14 protein-coding genes are annotated in these 15,343 nt (G+C 65.5%); 1 reads left to right on the forward strand and 13 read right to left on the reverse strand.

The genetic code is table 11. The annotated features are described in order from the left end of the window. Positions 1-27 precede the first annotated feature (27 nt). The 6 genes from truB to F0311_RS03900 form a co-directional block, all read right to left on the reverse strand. The gene (gene truB / locus F0311_RS03875; RefSeq protein WP_150460647.1) at positions 28-1,071 is read right to left on the reverse strand and encodes a tRNA pseudouridine(55) synthase TruB; all 1,044 of its coding nucleotides are present in this window, start codon (positions 1,069-1,071) and stop codon (positions 28-30) included. A gap of 118 nt (positions 1,072-1,189) precedes the next feature. Next, positions 1,190-1,621 carry a 30S ribosome-binding factor RbfA gene (gene rbfA, locus F0311_RS03880; protein ID WP_150460648.1) on the reverse strand — a complete coding sequence of 144 codons (432 nt, stop codon included), beginning with the start codon at positions 1,619-1,621 and terminating at the stop codon, positions 1,190-1,192. Positions 1,622-1,750: 129 nt separating this feature from the next. Then, positions 1,751-4,447 (reverse strand): translation initiation factor IF-2, encoded by a 2,697-nt coding sequence (gene infB / locus F0311_RS03885; RefSeq protein ID WP_150460649.1) that lies wholly within the window; start codon positions 4,445-4,447, stop codon positions 1,751-1,753. A 129-nt stretch (positions 4,448-4,576) separates the two neighbouring features. After that, positions 4,577-4,870 (reverse strand): YlxR family protein, encoded by a 294-nt coding sequence (locus tag F0311_RS03890; protein WP_150460650.1) that lies wholly within the window; start codon positions 4,868-4,870, stop codon positions 4,577-4,579. A gap of 18 nt (positions 4,871-4,888) precedes the next feature. Next, positions 4,889-5,866 carry a transcription termination factor NusA gene (gene nusA / locus F0311_RS03895; protein ID WP_150460651.1) on the reverse strand — a complete coding sequence of 326 codons (978 nt, stop codon included), beginning with the start codon at positions 5,864-5,866 and terminating at the stop codon, positions 4,889-4,891. Between the two features lie 22 nt (positions 5,867-5,888). Further along, positions 5,889-6,473: a ribosome maturation factor RimP gene (locus tag F0311_RS03900; protein WP_191089721.1), complete on the reverse strand. Its 585-nt coding sequence runs from the start codon at positions 6,471-6,473 to the stop codon at positions 5,889-5,891. A gap of 66 nt (positions 6,474-6,539) precedes the next feature. Here F0311_RS03900 and F0311_RS03905 point away from each other — a divergent pair, with 66 nt between their 5' ends. Further along, on the forward strand, positions 6,540-8,408 hold the full coding sequence (locus tag F0311_RS03905) for a proline--tRNA ligase (RefSeq protein WP_150460653.1): 1,869 nt from the start codon (positions 6,540-6,542) through the stop codon (positions 8,406-8,408). Here the strand turns inward: F0311_RS03905 and F0311_RS03910 are convergent. The 7 genes from F0311_RS03910 to ispG all read right to left on the reverse strand — a co-directional run bounded on the left by F0311_RS03910 (position 8,397) and on the right by ispG (position 15,204). Then, complete coding sequence (locus F0311_RS03910; protein WP_150460654.1) at positions 8,397-9,263, reverse strand: hypothetical protein; 867 nt, start codon at positions 9,261-9,263, stop codon at positions 8,397-8,399. The genes F0311_RS03905 and F0311_RS03910 overlap by 12 nt on opposite strands. A gap of 72 nt (positions 9,264-9,335) precedes the next feature. Beyond that, positions 9,336-9,941 (reverse strand): OmpA family protein, encoded by a 606-nt coding sequence (locus F0311_RS03915; protein ID WP_191089722.1) that lies wholly within the window; start codon positions 9,939-9,941, stop codon positions 9,336-9,338. Then, the gene (locus F0311_RS03920; protein ID WP_150460656.1) at positions 9,934-10,707 is read right to left on the reverse strand and encodes a hypothetical protein; all 774 of its coding nucleotides are present in this window, start codon (positions 10,705-10,707) and stop codon (positions 9,934-9,936) included. The genes F0311_RS03915 and F0311_RS03920 overlap by 8 nt, the downstream gene beginning before the upstream one ends. 395 nt (positions 10,708-11,102) lie before the next feature. Then, positions 11,103-12,377: a serine/threonine-protein kinase gene (locus F0311_RS03925; protein WP_150460657.1), complete on the reverse strand. Its 1,275-nt coding sequence runs from the start codon at positions 12,375-12,377 to the stop codon at positions 11,103-11,105. Next, the gene (locus F0311_RS03930) at positions 12,377-13,006 is read right to left on the reverse strand and encodes an RNA polymerase sigma factor (protein ID WP_191089723.1); all 630 of its coding nucleotides are present in this window, start codon (positions 13,004-13,006) and stop codon (positions 12,377-12,379) included. The genes F0311_RS03925 and F0311_RS03930 overlap by 1 nt, the downstream gene beginning before the upstream one ends. A gap of 127 nt (positions 13,007-13,133) precedes the next feature. Beyond that, positions 13,134-14,045 (reverse strand): GNAT family N-acetyltransferase, encoded by a 912-nt coding sequence (locus F0311_RS03935; RefSeq protein WP_150460659.1) that lies wholly within the window; start codon positions 14,043-14,045, stop codon positions 13,134-13,136. Further along, positions 14,020-15,204, reverse strand: a complete 1,185-nt coding sequence (gene ispG, locus F0311_RS03940; protein ID WP_396897414.1) for a flavodoxin-dependent (E)-4-hydroxy-3-methylbut-2-enyl-diphosphate synthase — start codon at positions 15,202-15,204, stop codon at positions 14,020-14,022. The genes F0311_RS03935 and ispG overlap by 26 nt, the downstream gene beginning before the upstream one ends. Positions 15,205-15,343: the final 139 nt, after the last annotated feature.

Consider the following 15,343-nt stretch of genomic DNA (forward strand, 5'->3'; position numbering starts at 1 on the left):
GGCGAATCCCGCGACAAAAGCTTCAGCTCAGCTGGCGAAGACGAGCTCCGGTTTTGCTTGCAGAGCTGCTGGGCCCGACACTGCGGCCTGGGCGGCATCAGGGGACGACGACGCCCCGGGCTTGGCGGGGACGTCCTTCAGCAGAGCAACCAGCTCACCATCCGGGGCGAAGGCGGCGGTGAGCTCAGCGCTGGTCCCGCGACCGGGCACAGGGTCCAGCCGCTCTCGGCCGGCTGCAGCGGCGCCGGCCTTCAGACCCGAAGCACCACCCGAGGCGGTGATGCGGCGGCCGTGGCGCAGATGCTCGGCCTCCTCTGCGGTGACCTGTCTGGCGGGGAAGAGCTGGGCGGCGGCCTCGGCCATCCCGATGTAGCCGAAATCCTCGGCTAGCTGCTCCAGGGTGAGGCACTGATCCTGAACGTAGGGGCCCACGGCGGTACGACGCAGCGCGGTGAGATGCCCACCAGACTCCAACAGCTCGCCGAGGTCCCGGGCCAGGGCGCGCACATAGGTTCCGGAGGAGACGGTAACCTCAATATCCAGGTCGATCAGCCTCCCGCCCTCAACCCGGCGCAGATCGTGAATCAGAAAGCGGTGGACGGTGACCGGCCGAGCATCCAACTCCACGTCCTCGCCAGCACGGGCACGGTCATAAGCGCGCCTGCCGTCCACCTTGATCGCGCTGACGGTGCTGGGCACCTGCATGATCTCCCCGGTCAGCCGAGTGACAGCGTCGTCGATGTTCTCCCTAGTTACTGCATTGGCGAACCGGGTGGCGGTGACTTCGCCTTCGGCGTCGTCGGTAGTACTGGACTCACCCAGCCGCACAGTGGCCGTATAGGTCTTGTCCACCCCCACGATGTGGGTTAGCAGCCGGGTGGCGCGGTTAATGCCGACCACCAGCACCCCGGTGGCCATCGGGTCCAGAGTGCCGGCATGGCCGACCTTGCGAGTGCCGGCCAACTTGCGGATCCGCCCGACCACGTTATGACTGGTCCAGCCGGCGGGCTTATCCACCAGAACCAGCCCGGAGCCGACTTCTAACTCCTCAGGCCTCTGCTTCTTCCCCACCTAGTCCTCGTCCTCTCCGGTGCTGAGTGCATAGTTTGTGCAGTAGTTCTACCGTGAAACCCGCCAAAATGCTGCACAGATCACGCACTCAAAGATTGGTTCGGGGGTGGGCGCAGGGTCAGGACCCTGTCTCCCCCTGTGAACGGTAGGCGTTGTCGGAGACCGGGTCTGCGTTGCCGCGCAGGTTTTTGACCCGCTCATCCTGTTCACGGGCCTTGCGCAGCAAGTCCTCCAGGTGGGCAGCGGACTCCGGAATCTCGTCAGCAACGAACTCCAGGGTGGGGGTCAGCCGGATGCTCAGCTGCCGGCCCAACTCGTGGCGCAGCGCGCCCCGGTTGACCTCCAGTAACTGGGCACCCTCTGCCTTGGCGTCGTCGTCCTCTGCCAGCACCGTGTAGTAGACCGTGGCGTGCTGCAGGTCATTGGTGACCCGGGCGTCGGTGATGGTGATTCGCTCGGCGCGGTCATCTTTCACCCGGGTGCGCAGAGCCTCAGCCACAATCACCTTGATGCGGGCGGCCAGCCGTGATGCGCGTGCGGGGTCAGCCATGGTGTTCTCCTTTCAGAGGTCGTAGCTCAAGCCTAGCCCCGTATACGGTGGCCCCGGGTGACGACGTTTCATCCCAATAATGGCCGATATCGTGGTCATACGGGGCCACCGAACGACAAGGGCTCGGCACTAGGTGCGCGGGATTTCGCGCATCTCCCAGGTTTCGATGACGTCGCCTTCCTGGATGTCGTTGAAGGAGCCCAGGCCGATACCGCACTCGAAGCCCTCGCGGACCTCGGTGGCATCGTCCTTGAACCGCTTCAGCGACTCGATAGTGAGGCTGTCTACCACCACATTGCCGTCGCGCACCAGGCGGGCCTTGGCGTTGCGGCGGATGATGCCCGAGCGGACCATGGAGCCGGCGATGTTGCCGAACTTGGAGGAGCGGAAGACTTCACGGATCTCCGCGGAGCCCAACTCCACCTCCTCGTACTCCGGCTTGAGCATGCCCTTCAGCGCGGCCTCGATATCGTCGATGGCGGCGTAGATGACCGAGTAGAAGCGCATGTCCACGCCCTCACGGTCAGCCAGCTCGGTGACACGCTCGGCCGGGCGGACGTTGAAGCCGATGATCACGGCGTTGTCCACGGTGGCCAGGTTGACGTCGTTCTGGGTGATGGCACCCACCCCGCGGTGGATGACCCGCAGCTGGACCTCGGCACCCACGTCGATCTTCAGCAGGGCGTCCTCCAGGGCCTCCACGGCACCGGAGACATCACCCTTGAGGATCAGGTTGAGGGTGTCGATCTTGCCCTCGGCCACAGCCTGGTCGAAGTCCTCCAGAGTGATCCGCTTGCGGCGCTTGGCCAGCAGGGCGTTGCGCTCTGCAGCCTCACGCTTCTCAGCGATCTGGCGAGCGGTACGGTCATCACCGGTGACCAGGAAGCTGTCGCCGGCCCGCGGCACTGTGGACAGACCCAGCACCTGCACCGGACGGGAGGGAGTAGCCTCCTCGACCGGGTCGCCGTTCTCGTCAAACATGGCGCGCACCCGGCCGAAGGCGGTTCCGGCCACCATATTGTCGCCCACTCGCAGGGTGCCGGACTGGACCAGCACCGTGGCTACCGCACCACGACCCTTATCCAGGTTGGCCTCGATGGCCACACCGCGGGCTTCCTTATTGGGATTGGCCTTCAGCTCCAGGGCGGCGTCTGCGGTGAGCAGCACTGCCTCGAGCAGATCGTCGATGTTCTGGTTCTGACGTGCTGAGACGTCCACGAACATCACATCACCGCCGTACTCCTCGGGGATCAGCTCATACTCAGTGAGCTGGCCGCGGATCTTATCCGGGGCTGCGCCCTCCTTGTCGATCTTGTTGACCGCCACCACCACCGGCACATTGGCAGCCTTGGCGTGGTTGAGCGCCTCCACGGTCTGAGGCATCACGCCGTCATCGGCGGCGACTACCAGCACAGCGATATCGGTGACCTTGGCACCGCGGGCACGCATGGCGGTGAACGCCTCGTGACCGGGGGTGTCGATGAAGGTCAGGGCACGGTTCTGACCCTCATGCGGGGCCTCCACCTGATAGGCGCCGATGTGCTGGGTAATGCCGCCGGCCTCGCCCTCAGTGACGTTGGATGAGCGGATGGCGTCCAGCAGGCGGGTCTTACCGTGGTCCACGTGACCCATCACGGTGACCACCGGAGCCCTGGCTGCCAGGTCCTCCGCAGACTCGCCTGCTGCCTCCTCCTCCAGGTTGATGCTGAAGGACTCCAGCAGCTCGCGGTCCTCGTCCTCCGGAGAGACGATCTCCACCACGTAGCCGAGCTCATCGCCCAGCAGCTGGAAGGTCTCCTCGTCCAAGGACTGGTTGGCAGTGGCCATCTCACCGAGCTTCATCAGCACGGTGATCAGCGCTGCCGGCTCGGCGCCGATCTTCTCAGCAAAGTCACCCAGGGATGAGCCGCGGCGCAGCCGGACAACAGTGCTGCCGTCACCCTTGGGGACGCGCACGCCGCCGATCTCGCGGGTGTGCTTCTGCTCCAGCTCCTGACGCTTGGCGCGCTTGGACTTCCGTGCCTTGGAACGGGAGCCGCCGCGCCCGAAAGCACCGGCTGCTCCACCGCGGCCACGTCCACCGCCGCGCCCACGAGGCGGACCACCAGCAGGGGGGCCGCCGGGTGCACCGCCGCGGCCGGGGGCCGGGGCCTGCCCGGGCATCATCGAAGGCTTAGGCGCACCTCCTGGCCGCGGACCGGGACGCGCCTCAGCGCCTGGCCGCGGACCGCCGGGGCGGGGACTGCCAGGACGGGTCGCACCGCGGTCGCCGCCGCGCATGCCCTGCCGGGGGGCGAAAGGGTTGTTGCCCGGACGCGGACCGCCGGGACGGGGACCACCAGGACGGGGCCCTGCCGGCCGCGGTCCGCCGCTGGAACGCGAGCCCCCCCGGTCGGAGGAGAGGCCGAAGGGGTTGTTTCCGCCGCTGCGCGGCTTGGCCGCACCGGGCGTCGGTCCGGGGGCCGGCGGCTTGGGGCCGCCGGGCTTGGGGGCGCCAGTGGATGGTTTGGGTGCTGGAGCCTCAGCCTCTGAGGCCGGGGGCTGGGCAGCTGAGCCGGCGGCGTCGTCCTTGGCAGGCTGCTCGGCAGCAGGCTTAGGCGCGGCAGGCTTCTTAGGGGCGGGCTTGGGCGCTGGCTTCTTCTCAGCCGGAGCTTCAGCCGCCTTCTCTGCCTGGGGGAAGGCGGCCCGGAGCTTCTTGGCCACCGGGGGCTCCACCGTTGAGGACGGCGATTTGACGAACTCGCCCAGCTCCTGGAGCTTTGCGAGCGCTTCTTTGGATGAGACGCCGATCTCTTTGGCAATCTCGTGTACGCGGGCCTTGGCCACTGTTCTCCTTGTCTGGCCCGCGCAATACCCCGCTGACCAAGCGGGGCTCGGTATCAGCGGGACATCAGGAGCAGGCCGTTTAGCGTGCTTGATTCCGTGACGGTATGAATGGGGCTCATCACTGGGCGCTCATCCGTCGGTACTCATCGGGTGTTCATCTCTTTCCAACCCGCTTCCGTTAGTGGTGGTCATCTGATCAAAATCCAGCTGTGCCGTCTGGACCGCTCGGCGGAAAGCCCGGCTAAAGGCTCTGCGCTTCAGCGCGGTCTCAAAGCATTCGCGGTCCGGATGGAGCCAGGCCCCACGGCCGGGCACCCTCCGCTCGGCGTCCAGAACAACCTGGTCGCCGCTGAGTGCGAATCTCACGACACTGTCCTGCTCAGTGCGCTGCCGGCAGCCGACGCACGTCCTGATTGGGACCATCCGAGTCTACCAGGGCGGTCAAGCCGCAGCCGGGGCGGCGTCAGACACAATATCGATCCGCCAGCCGGTGAGCTTGGCTGCCAGCCGGGCGTTCTGCCCCTCTTTGCCGATGGCCAGAGACAGCTGGTACTCCGGGACCACGGCCCTGGCGGACCGGGTGGTTTCGTCCAGAATGGTGACTGAACTCACCTTGGCCGGAGAGAGCCCATTGGCGATGAACTGGGCGGGGTCATCCGCGTAGTCGATGATGTCGATCTTCTCGTCATTGAGCTCGGTCATCACCGCCCGGACCCGGGAGCCCATTGCGCCGATGCAGGCCCCCTTGGCATTGATCCCGGCCTGGGCCGGGCGCACCGCGATCTTGGTGCGATGCCCGGCCTCACGGGCAATGGAGGTGATCTCCACGGTACCGTCAGCGATTTCGGGCACCTCGTGGGCAAACAGCTTCTTCACCAGCCCCGGATGGGAGCGAGAGAGGGTGATCTGCGGGCCTTTGAACCCGCGGTGGACATCCACCACAAAGGCGCGCAGCCGGGAGCCGTGCGGATAGGTCTCACCGGGCACATGCTCCTGGGCAGGCAGGTCAGCCTCCACCCCGCCGATGTCTACCTTGACGGTGTGCGGGCTGCGATCCTGCTGCACGATTCCGGAGACCAGCTCACCCTGCTTTGACTTGAACTCCCCGATCACTGTCTCATCCTCAGCGTCGCGGATGCGCTGCATAATCACCTGGCGGGCGGTGGAGGCTGCCACCCGGCCGAAGTTCTTCGGCGTGTCGTCAAACTCACCGATGACTGTACCGTCCTCATCGAGCTCCTTGGCCCAGATGGTGACATGACCGGTCTGAGTATCCACCTCGGCGCGGGCCTGCTGCAGCGCGCCGGGGCTCTTGTGATAGGCGAGTACAAGCGCCTGCTCAATGGCAGGCATCAGCCGCTCGAGAGGAATGTCGCGCTCTTGGACGAGCATGCGCAGGGCGCTCATATCGATATCCACTTGTGCCTCCGGTCAACCATCTTCAGTCGGTGTGTGAAAACTCTACCTGGACGCGAGCCCGGGCGATGGATTCGAACCCGATATGTTTCTGCGGCCCCGCTTTGGGCTTCATCCCCTTCTTGGGTGCCGGCTTGATCTCTTCAACGACGACGCCGCCGGCATCCACCTCTTTCAGCCGGGCTGTCAGCGCTCCCTTCCCCTTGGCACCCTGGGCCGGGGCGTCGGCGCGCAGATCAATCTCCAGCAGTCGGCCGATATTGCGCCGGAAGTGCCTGGGTTCGGTGAGCGGCCGGGTGGCTCCGGGGGTGGAGACCTCCAGCTCGTAGGCGGGCAGGGCAATCAGCGGGGAGGCGGCGGCTTCTGCCTTGTCTAAGACCACCGACAGCGCCTCGGAGAGCCCGGCCAGGGTGTCCAGGCCTACCTGCTTGGTGCCCTCAGCGTAGTCGATCACTACCTGCAGCAGGGTGCGCTCCCCCTTGCCGGTGAGCGTCAGCTCCTCCAGGTAGAGGCCGTGGGAGGTGACCGTGGGCTCAATGAGCCCGGCCAGCTGCTCGGCCCCGGAACCCTTGAACCTGTTGTTCTCGGTTGCGCGCGGTGGGACTGCCATGGAACTCATTGTGCCAAACTCTCAGCTCTCAGCATCGGGGCGGCTGGCCGGACTAGACTCTCCCCCATGACCACACGCCTGTCCCATCTGTTTCTGCGCACGCTGCGCGATAACCCCGTCGGCGCCGAAGTGGCCAGCCACCAGCTGCTGGTCCGGGCCGGATATATCCGCCAGGCCGGTGCCGGGATCTATTCCTGGCTGCCGCTGGGGCTGACCGTGCTGCGCAAGATTGAGCAGATCGTACGTGAGGAGATGGCCGCCATCGGCGCCCAGGAGGTGCACTTCCCCGCTCTGCTGCCCAAGGAGCCCTACGAGGCCACCGGCCGCTGGGAACAGTACGGTGACGGGATCTTCCGGGTGCCCGACCGCAAGGCTGAGGGCATCGAGTACACCGATGAGAACGGCGAGACCCTGACCGTCCGGCTGCCCAATCACCTGCTGGCACCCACACATGAGGAGGTTTTCACCCTGCTGGTGAAGGACCTCTACTCCAGCTATAAGGATCTGCCGCTGAACCTCTACCAGATCCAGACCAAGTACCGGGATGAGGCGCGTCCGCGGGCCGGGCTGCTGCGCGGCCGCGAGTTCATCATGAAGGACGCCTACTCCTTCTGCGTCACCGAGGAGGATCAGCAGGCCGCCTACAACGCCTATCGGGCCGCCTACGTGCGGATCTTTGAGCGTCTGGGGCTGCCTGCGATTCCGGTCAGCGCGGTCTCCGGGGCGATGGGAGGTTCGGCCTCTGAGGAGTTCCTCTTCCCCTGCGCGATCGGCGAGGACACCTTTGTGGAGTCCCCCGGCGGGTACCGGGCCAATGTGGAAGCGGTCACCACGGTGCCCCCGCAGCCGGTGGATTACGACGACGCCCCGCCTGCTGAAGTGCACTACACCCCAGGCACGGACACCATCGCCACACTGGTGGATGCCGCCAATGCCAACCACCCCCGCGAGGATCGGCCGTGGACGGCGGCAGACACCCTGAAGAACGTAGTGGTCGCCGTGGTCACCCCCGAGGGTGAGCGCAGAATCGCGGTGATCGCAGTCCCCGGTGACCGGGATGTGGATCTCAAACGTGCCGAGGCCACTATCGGCGTGAAGCTCGGCATTCCCGGGGAGATCTCCGTGGAGGCTGCTGAGTCCACGGACTTTGCCAGACATCCGGAGCTGGTGCGCGGCTATATCGGCCCGAGCCTGAGCCTGGATGCGCCCCACCTGGGCGCCTCTGAGGAGAGGCCCTCAGCCACCGGGATCCCCTACCTGGCAGATCCGCGGATTGTGCCGGGTACTCGGTGGATCACTGGGGCCAATGAGCCTGATCAGCATGTCTTCGGCTTGGTGGCTGGTCGCGACTTCGCCTGGGACGGGACTATCGAGTCCGTGGTGGTCCGTGACGGTGATGAGGCACCGGATGAGTCCGGGCCGCTGAGCACCCGCCGAGGGATTGAGATGGGCCATATCTTCATGCTCGGCCAACGGTATGCCGATGCCCTGGGGCTGAAGGTGCTCGATGAGAACGGCAAGCAGGTCATCGTCACCATGGGCTCCTACGGCTTCGGGGTGACCCGGGCGATGGCCGCCCTGGTGGAGGCCAACCATGATGAGAAGGGGATCATCTGGCCGGCCGCGGTGGCCCCGGCTGATGTGCATCTGGTGGCCACTGGCAAGGGCACCGAGATCTTTGAGACCGCCGAGAAGCTGGCTGGTGACCTGGAGGCCGCCGGGCTGAGCGTGATCTATGACGACCGGCCCAAGGTTTCCGCCGGCGTGAAGTTCGGCGACGCCGAGCTGCTGGGTGTGCCGATAATCCTAGTGGTCGGCCGTGGCCTGAAAGACGGTCAGGTGGAGGTCAAGGACCGGCGCAGCGGCCAGGCTCAGGATGTGCCGGTCGGTGAGGCGGTGGCCCATCTGGTGGAGCGGTCACGCTCAGTCGTCTGAGTCGCCATCTTCTGCTGAGCCTTCGGGCTCGGCCTCTTCATCCGAATCGGCGTTCTCCTCAGCCTCATCTTCGTCCTCATCCTCTTCGGGCTCCGGCTCGGGGGCGATGATCTCCTCCCCCACCAGCTGAGAGAGGACCAGGGCGGCCTCAGCCTCCAAGGCGGCCAGTGCGTCGTCCTCCTCTGTTTCCGGGTCTTCAGGTGCGGTGCTGAGCACGATCAGCGCCCCGTGGCGCAGCAGCACGGCCAGGTGACGGTGCTCCTCGCCGCCGGTGGTCATCACTCGGCGCACGGCCAGGTGCTCCTCGGCGCCGGAAAGCAGTTCGAGCTCGGTGAGCTCGGTCTCGGCCTGCGCTTCTGCCTCCCCCAGGTCGCGGATCACCGTGTGCTCAGCGCAGCGGCTGATTCCGGTGCGTTCTGAGGAGAGGTGCTCCTGGGCGGCGGCAGCATCCTCGAAGGAGTAGATGACCGTCTGGGCGTCCCCGTCCTCTGCGAGCGCGCCGAGTGCTCCGGTGGGCACCGGCAGTGCGGAGGCGGTCACGTAGGGCTTGCAGTCGGTGGGGTCCACCTGAAGCCGCTGCAGCTCCCGGTTGAGATCGCGGATATGCGGCCACCAGTCATCGGTGTCAGTGATGGTCGCTGCACTGGTGTGATCCTCAAGCGCCTGGCGCATCTGCTGGTGGTCCAGCTGCTCGCCCTCAGGCTCCGGGGCTGAGGCCTGGGCCTCATCCACTGAAGATCCCAGTGAGCCGCCGCCGAGCGGATCGTCCTGTGCCTCCGGGCTTGCCTCACAGCCGCTGAGCAGCAGAATGGTGAGAACAAGGCAGGGTGCAGCAGGGCGTGGCAGGGCGTTCATCCTCTCCAGTATCCCCGCAGGCGCCGTCCCCGGCGGCAGGCACGCGCCGGGGACCGGAACCTCGTCTGGGGCTCAGCCGTCATAGCGGATTTCCACCCGCCGATTGGCGGCGAAGGTTGAGGGATCGTCTTCGTCCTCATCAACGGCCGGCTCGGAGTCTCCGAAGCCTGCTACGGTCAGCTGCAGGTCGGGCCGTTTCTCCTCCAGCGCGTCTGCCACCGCCTGGGCACGGTTTTCCGAGAGCTCCTGGTTGTCAAAGTCGTAGAGTTCCTGGTTGACCGGCCGGGAGTCGGTGTGGCCGTGGACTGTGACTGAGGCGCCTTCGGGGATCTGTTCGACCAGCTCGGCCAGGTGGTCCCCGGCGTTTTCCGGCAGCTCCCACTCATTGGAGCTGAAGAGGATGTCGGTCTCCAGGACGATCAGGTCCTGCTCCTGCCGCTCCCCGGAGCCGAGCCGGTGCACGAACTCTGCGCCGTCATAGCGGCGGATGAACTCATCACCCTGATAGCTGACTATAAAGTCGTCTATGCTGCCGATCTCCTCCGGGGCCTCAGGTGGTTCTGTGGGCTGCTCATCGTCTGCAACGCCGGGTGCTGCCGTTGACAGCAGCAGTCCTGCAGAAAGCACTGCGGCGGTGAGCATAGTGGTCCCGCGGCGGCGCGCTGCTAGCTCACTCATCGTTATCATCCTCAGGGAGATCACCGTAATCGCCGGGCTCATAAGCGCCCCAGTCGATCTCCACGTCGCGGAACTCCTGAACCCCGTCCATCACTGCGATATCGACTACCTCGATCTCGTCCTCTGGTACCGGATAGTAGGCCCAGAAGGCTACCGTCTCCCCAGAGCGCGGCCGGATGTCCAGTCCGGAAGCCCATGGCCCTCTGTTGGCTGGGACCCAGCCGAAGAGGTGCTCCCCTGCCTCATTGGGCACGTAGTAGGCCTTCATATTGGCGCGGTCACTGACCACCGGCATCAGATGTGAGTCGATGTTGCGGGCGGTGTGCAGGCCGTCGTAGAACCGTTCCGGCCTGTTTGAGTCATCGTACTCGGGCACAAAGCTCATGGTCAGCAGCATCCCCTGGTCTGTCACCTCCAGGGAGTGCAATCCCATGGAGATCTCACCCTCGATGCCTGAGCTGGTGGAGATGGGGTAGGTGATGGTGTCTACCGCGTCCTCGTGGTTCAGTGTGGAATCTGTGGGGGTTCCCGGCGTCTCGGAGTCAGCTTCGTCGTCGTCTTCCTCAGGCTCTTCTGTCTGCTCGGACTCATCAGCCTCCTCAGGCTCTTCTGCCTCCTCGGTGGTCGCGGCAGGCTCCACCTCCGCTGTCTGTGCGGAGTCGTCTTGGAACTCTGCGGGGGCCTCGTCCTCCGGGCCGCAGGCTGTCAGCGTGAGGGCGGCAATGGTGACCAGTCCCGGCACGGTGTATCGGATAGTGGGTCTCATCGGTCGTCTCCTTTGTGCATGTTTCACATCGGTCAGCTGGGTGCTGACACTCATGAGTCGCAGAGAACCTGCCAAAAGTTGCAGAGTTTACAAATATTTCCTTCTGAAAACTTCCTCGGTCCTCATCACCGATGTCTGCTGCCCTCTCCGCGCTCCTCATCGAGGTCATCGAGCTCGTAGTCCAGCTCTCGCTCATAGCCCTCAGGGGCCACTGCGATGACCCCCGGGCGGTTCCCAGCCCGACCCTCCTCGGTGTCAGACCTGAGCTGGTAGTCACCGTTCTCGCCCCAGAGCCAATGCTGTTGCCCACCGAATCTGCCTCTGCTGCCCGTTCAGCCGGATGCTGCTCATATTCAGGTATCCCCTTGTGGTCCGTTCCATTCTGGGATCAGCACCTATTCAACCACGCGAATCGTGTGCCGGGCCTCCAATTCGGGCCCGTTGGGCGCTCGAGCGCGCAGCACGATCTCAGCTGTGCCGGTCCCTGTCGGGGTCAGTACCGCCTCTTCCTGGTCCGCGATGTGATGACCTGTGGGCAGCGACCAGCTCCAGGAGTCCACACCCTCAACATGGGCGGTGAACACCGCTGGTTCGCCTATCTCAACCTCATCCGGGCCTTCGATCGCGATGGAGACATCCCCGGCCTCGGCGGGTGGGGGCGGCTCTCCCCCGGGACTGAGCCACAGACCGGCTAAGAGTCCCAGGGCGGCAGCGCATAGGGCCGCTGAGGTCACCATGACAGTGCGCCAGGGACCTGAGGATTTATGGGACGACGACGCGGTCTGTGGCTGGGAAACCGTGGGCTCCTCTGCTGCCGACTCAGGTGCTGATTCCGCGGTCGACTCCGCAGCTGACGGGGGTGCCAGTGCCTGCTCCAGTTCGGCCAGCCAGCTGGCGGCATCAGGCTGACGGCGCTCCGGCTTTACCGCCATTCCGCGCTTGAGCACCTTGTGGACCCCTTTGGGAAGCTCAGCCTCCTGGGTGAGCCAGAACAGCACAGCGGACATCGCCCAGATATCGGCCCGGGTGTCCACCAGGCCGGGGCCGGACTGCTCAGGGGGACGGAACCCGGTGGTGCCTCCGGAGACCGTCAGTCCGGAGTTGACCGCCAGGTCCTTGCACATGCCCAGGTCGGCGATGAGCAGACGCTCATCGCTGCCCAAGATGGCCGAGTCCAGACCCTGGGTCTCATCGCTGATCAGCTCAGAGGGCTTGGCGGTGAGCAGCAGGTTGCCGGGACTGAGGTCGCGATGGACCAGCTGGGCGCGGTGGACTGCATCCACCGCGGCGGCCAGCGGACGGGCGAAGGCGAGCACATCATCAGCGGTGGCCCGCCATCCGCTGCGCCAGAGCTGATCCACCCGCTGCTGCACGGTGCCGCGGTCGGCGTGCTCGAGCACCAGATAGGGCTGTTGACGCTCAGTTTCACCGATATCGTGGATGGCCACCACATGGGAGCCCTGTACCCGGCGGAGGCTGCGGCCTTCGCCGATGAATCGTTCCCGGATCTCAGGGTTCAGGCTGTGGTTCTCGGCCAGCAGCTTGATCACCACTGTGCTGTCCAGCCGCTGGTCCAACGCCCGGTAGACCGTGGCGAAGGAGCCTACGCCGATCACCTCATGCAGCTGGTAGTGACCCAGCTGCTGTGTGCTGCCTGCTCGGTCTGCCATCAACTGGTCTCACCACCGGTGGCGTCGGCGTTCTGCAGGCGGGCGGCCACCATGGCCCGGCCACGGCTGATCTGGGCTTTGACCGTACCCACTGAGAGATCCAGCCTCTGGGCGATCTCCGCATAGGGCAGTGAGTCGATGTCCCGCATGGTGACCGGTATGCGGTACTTCTCCGGCAGTGCGGCCAGCGCGTCCTGGACCGTGGTACGGGTGGCGATCATCGAGCTCATCCGGGCAGCCGGCCCGTTCTGTTCATTGAGCTCGGCGGTCTCCCGCTGCCGGCGCAGGTGGTCTACCGCACGGCGCTTGACAATGCTGTGCACCCAGGTGGTGACCTTGCCGGTGCCGCTGTAGGAGTCGATGGACTCAGCCACTGAGATCAGGGAGTCCTGGGCCACGTCGTCCACCGCAGTCTTATCCAACAGCAGCGCCCCAGCAAAGCGGTGCACCACTCCGGTGGAGTCGAGGATCTCCAGCAGCAGCTCTGCCACCTCCGGTGAGCCAGGTGCGTACTGGGCAATCAGGGCCAGGGCGGCGTCGTGCTCTGAAGCCTCCACCAGCTGCGCGGCTGCCCGCCGTGCTGCGATGGTACTGCCCGTCCTCAGCGCATGCTCCAGATCACCCTCCATGCGCAAGAGTCTAACGGGACCCATACTATGGCGGTCTTGTGCGGGATGAGATGCACTGGAGACGGGGCAAGTAAGGCAGGAACCTTGCGACCGAGCTGAGCACAGCTAATCGCCCGCCCCGGGCAGCTCAGAACAAGACTGTGCTGAAGCTTCCAACTTGAGTGAAGCCAACCCGCTCATAGGCTCTGACCGCAGGGGTGTTGTAGGCGTTGACATACAGGCTGACCTGCGGGGCCATCTTCAGCCCGTGCCGCACTACCGCCGCCATTCCCGGTGTGGCCAGGCCCTGGCCACGCCACTGGGGGTTGACCCAGACTCCCTGGACCTGGACAGCCTGGTCGGTGACGGCGCCGAACTCTGCTTTGAACGTGATCTGCCGGGATTCAGGGTCTACTGCGATCAGCGAGTGGCCGGCGTTGATCAGCCCACGGACCCGATCCCGGTACTGGCTGGTGCCCTGCTGGTAGGGGGAGAATCCCAGCTCCTCGGTGAACATGGCCGCACAGGCCCGCTCCACGGCGGCGAACTCTTCGATCCGGGACTTCCGCACCCCGGGCAGTGGTGTGATCAGCGGCTGGGAGTCGATGCTCATCAGGGGCTGATCGGAGCGGATCTCGCGGTAGTTGCCCCAGCCGGTGGCGTCGAAGAGCTCCAGCACAGCCTCTGACCGGCCGTAGATGGATGACACCCGGCGGCGCAGTGCGGCGGCAGCCTGCCCATAATGCACCGCGGCCTCCGCATCGGCGTGCACCGGGATGATATTGGAACCTAGCCAGCAGGCGGAGGCGAGCGTGGGTTGGCCGCTGGAACCCCCGTCGTCGTCATCTATCCCCAAAATCAGTGCCCCGCTGCGGCCCTTTCCGGGGGCGGCGGTGCCTCGGCTGCGCACTGCGGCGGCCACGGAGACACTGCCCACCGGATCTGCTGCAAGCAGGGCCTTCAGCGCTTCAGTGTCCTCTACGGCCAGAACGCGGACTTGCCCCCCGGTGGCGCGGGAGACCCTGGACTGGAGGTTAGCTGACGGAGACCACAGGGGCACCGGAGGAGGCGTCCTCTCCCTCAGTTTCCAGGCCCATCTCCTCGGCCAGCCGGTTGGCCTCTGCGATGAGAGTCTCCACGATCTGGTCCTCCGGCACGGTCTTGATGACCTCGCCTTTGACGAAGATCTGGCCCTTGCCGTTGCCGGAGGCCACGCCGAGGTCGGCGTCACGGGCTTCACCGGGCCCGTTGACCACGCACCCCATCACGGCTACCCGCAGTGGGACCTCCATGCCTTCCAGCCCCGCGGTGACCTCATCGGCCAGGGTGTAGACGTCTACTTGGGCACGGCCGCAGGAGGGGCAGGAGACAATCTCCAGCTTGCGCGGCCGCAGGTTGAGACTCTCCAGAATCTGGTTTCCCACCTTGACCTCCTCGGCCGGCGGGGCGGAGAGGGAGACCCGGATGGTGTCGCCGATGCCCTTGGCCAGCAGTGCGCCGAAGGCGGTGGCGGATTTGATGGTGCCTTGGAAGGCCGGTCCGGCCTCGGTGACACCCAGGTGCAGGGGCCAGTCGCCCCGTTCGGCGAGCATCTCGTAGGCCTGGACCATGATCACTGGGTCATGGTGTTTCACGCTGATCTTGAAGTCGTGGAAGTCGTGTTCCTCGAAGAGGCTGGCTTCCCAGACCGCGGACTCCACCAGCGCCTCCGGGGTGGCCTTGCCGTATTTGTCCATCAGGCGCTTGTCCAGGGAGCCGGCGTTGACGCCGATCCGGATGGAGACCCCGTGGTCCTTGGCCATCTTGGCGATCTCGCCTACCTGGTCGTCAAACCTGCGGATGTTTCCGGGGTTGACCCGGACCGCCCCGCAGCCGGCCTCAATGGCCGCATAGACGTATTTGGGCTGGAAGTGAATATCGGCGATCACCGGGATCTGGGACTTCATCGCGATGATCGGCAGCGCTTGGGCGTCCTTATCGGTGGGGCAGGCCACCCGGACAATGTCACAGCCCGAGGCAGTCAGCTCGGCGATCTGCTGCAGGGTGGCGTTGATGTCGTGGGTCTTGGTGGTGGTCATCGACTGCACCGAGACTGGGTGATCGCTGCCGATCCCCACATCACCAACCATGAAATTGCGGGTCTTGCGCCGGGGGCTGAGGACGGGAGGTTCTTCCTTCACCGTGGGCATACCCAAGTTAATTGTGCTCACGGCCTCCATGGTACCGAGTGTGACGCCGCCTGCTCACCTTCTGAGTCGGCCCAGCCGGCTCACCAAGCAGGCTCACCAGCCTGCCCCACTCCCCTACCTGCCCGCTCCACCTGCCCACTACTCCCCCACCTGCCACTCGCCCACTTCC

The sequence above is a fragment of the Nesterenkonia ebinurensis genome (assembly GCF_008711175.1).
GTDB lineage: Bacteria > Actinomycetota > Actinomycetes > Actinomycetales > Micrococcaceae > Nesterenkonia > Nesterenkonia ebinurensis.

What these genes read in the sequence shown, in the direction of transcription:
- F0311_RS03900 (WP_191089721.1), bottom strand. Translation starts at nt 6,473, where the DNA reads ATGGCAGTCCCACCGCGCGCAACCGAGAACAACAGGTTCAAGGGTTCC.
- F0311_RS03890 (WP_150460650.1), bottom strand. Translation starts at nt 4,870, where the DNA reads ATGGTCCCAATCAGGACGTGCGTCGGCTGCCGGCAGCGCACTGAGCAG.
- ispG (WP_396897414.1), bottom strand. Translation starts at nt 15,204, where the DNA reads ATGGAGGCCGTGAGCACAATTAACTTGGGTATGCCCACGGTGAAGGAA.
- F0311_RS03915 (WP_191089722.1), bottom strand. Translation starts at nt 9,941, where the DNA reads ATGAGTGAGCTAGCAGCGCGCCGCCGCGGGACCACTATGCTCACCGCC.
- rbfA (WP_150460648.1), bottom strand. Translation starts at nt 1,621, where the DNA reads ATGGCTGACCCCGCACGCGCATCACGGCTGGCCGCCCGCATCAAGGTG.
- F0311_RS03910 (WP_150460654.1), bottom strand. Translation starts at nt 9,263, where the DNA reads ATGAACGCCCTGCCACGCCCTGCTGCACCCTGCCTTGTTCTCACCATT.
- F0311_RS03930 (WP_191089723.1), bottom strand. Translation starts at nt 13,006, where the DNA reads ATGGAGGGTGATCTGGAGCATGCGCTGAGGACGGGCAGTACCATCGCA.
- F0311_RS03920 (WP_150460656.1), bottom strand. Translation starts at nt 10,707, where the DNA reads ATGAGACCCACTATCCGATACACCGTGCCGGGACTGGTCACCATTGCC.
- F0311_RS03905 (WP_150460653.1), top strand. Translation starts at nt 6,540, where the DNA reads ATGACCACACGCCTGTCCCATCTGTTTCTGCGCACGCTGCGCGATAAC.
- F0311_RS03925 (WP_150460657.1), bottom strand. Translation starts at nt 12,377, where the DNA reads ATGGCAGACCGAGCAGGCAGCACACAGCAGCTGGGTCACTACCAGCTG.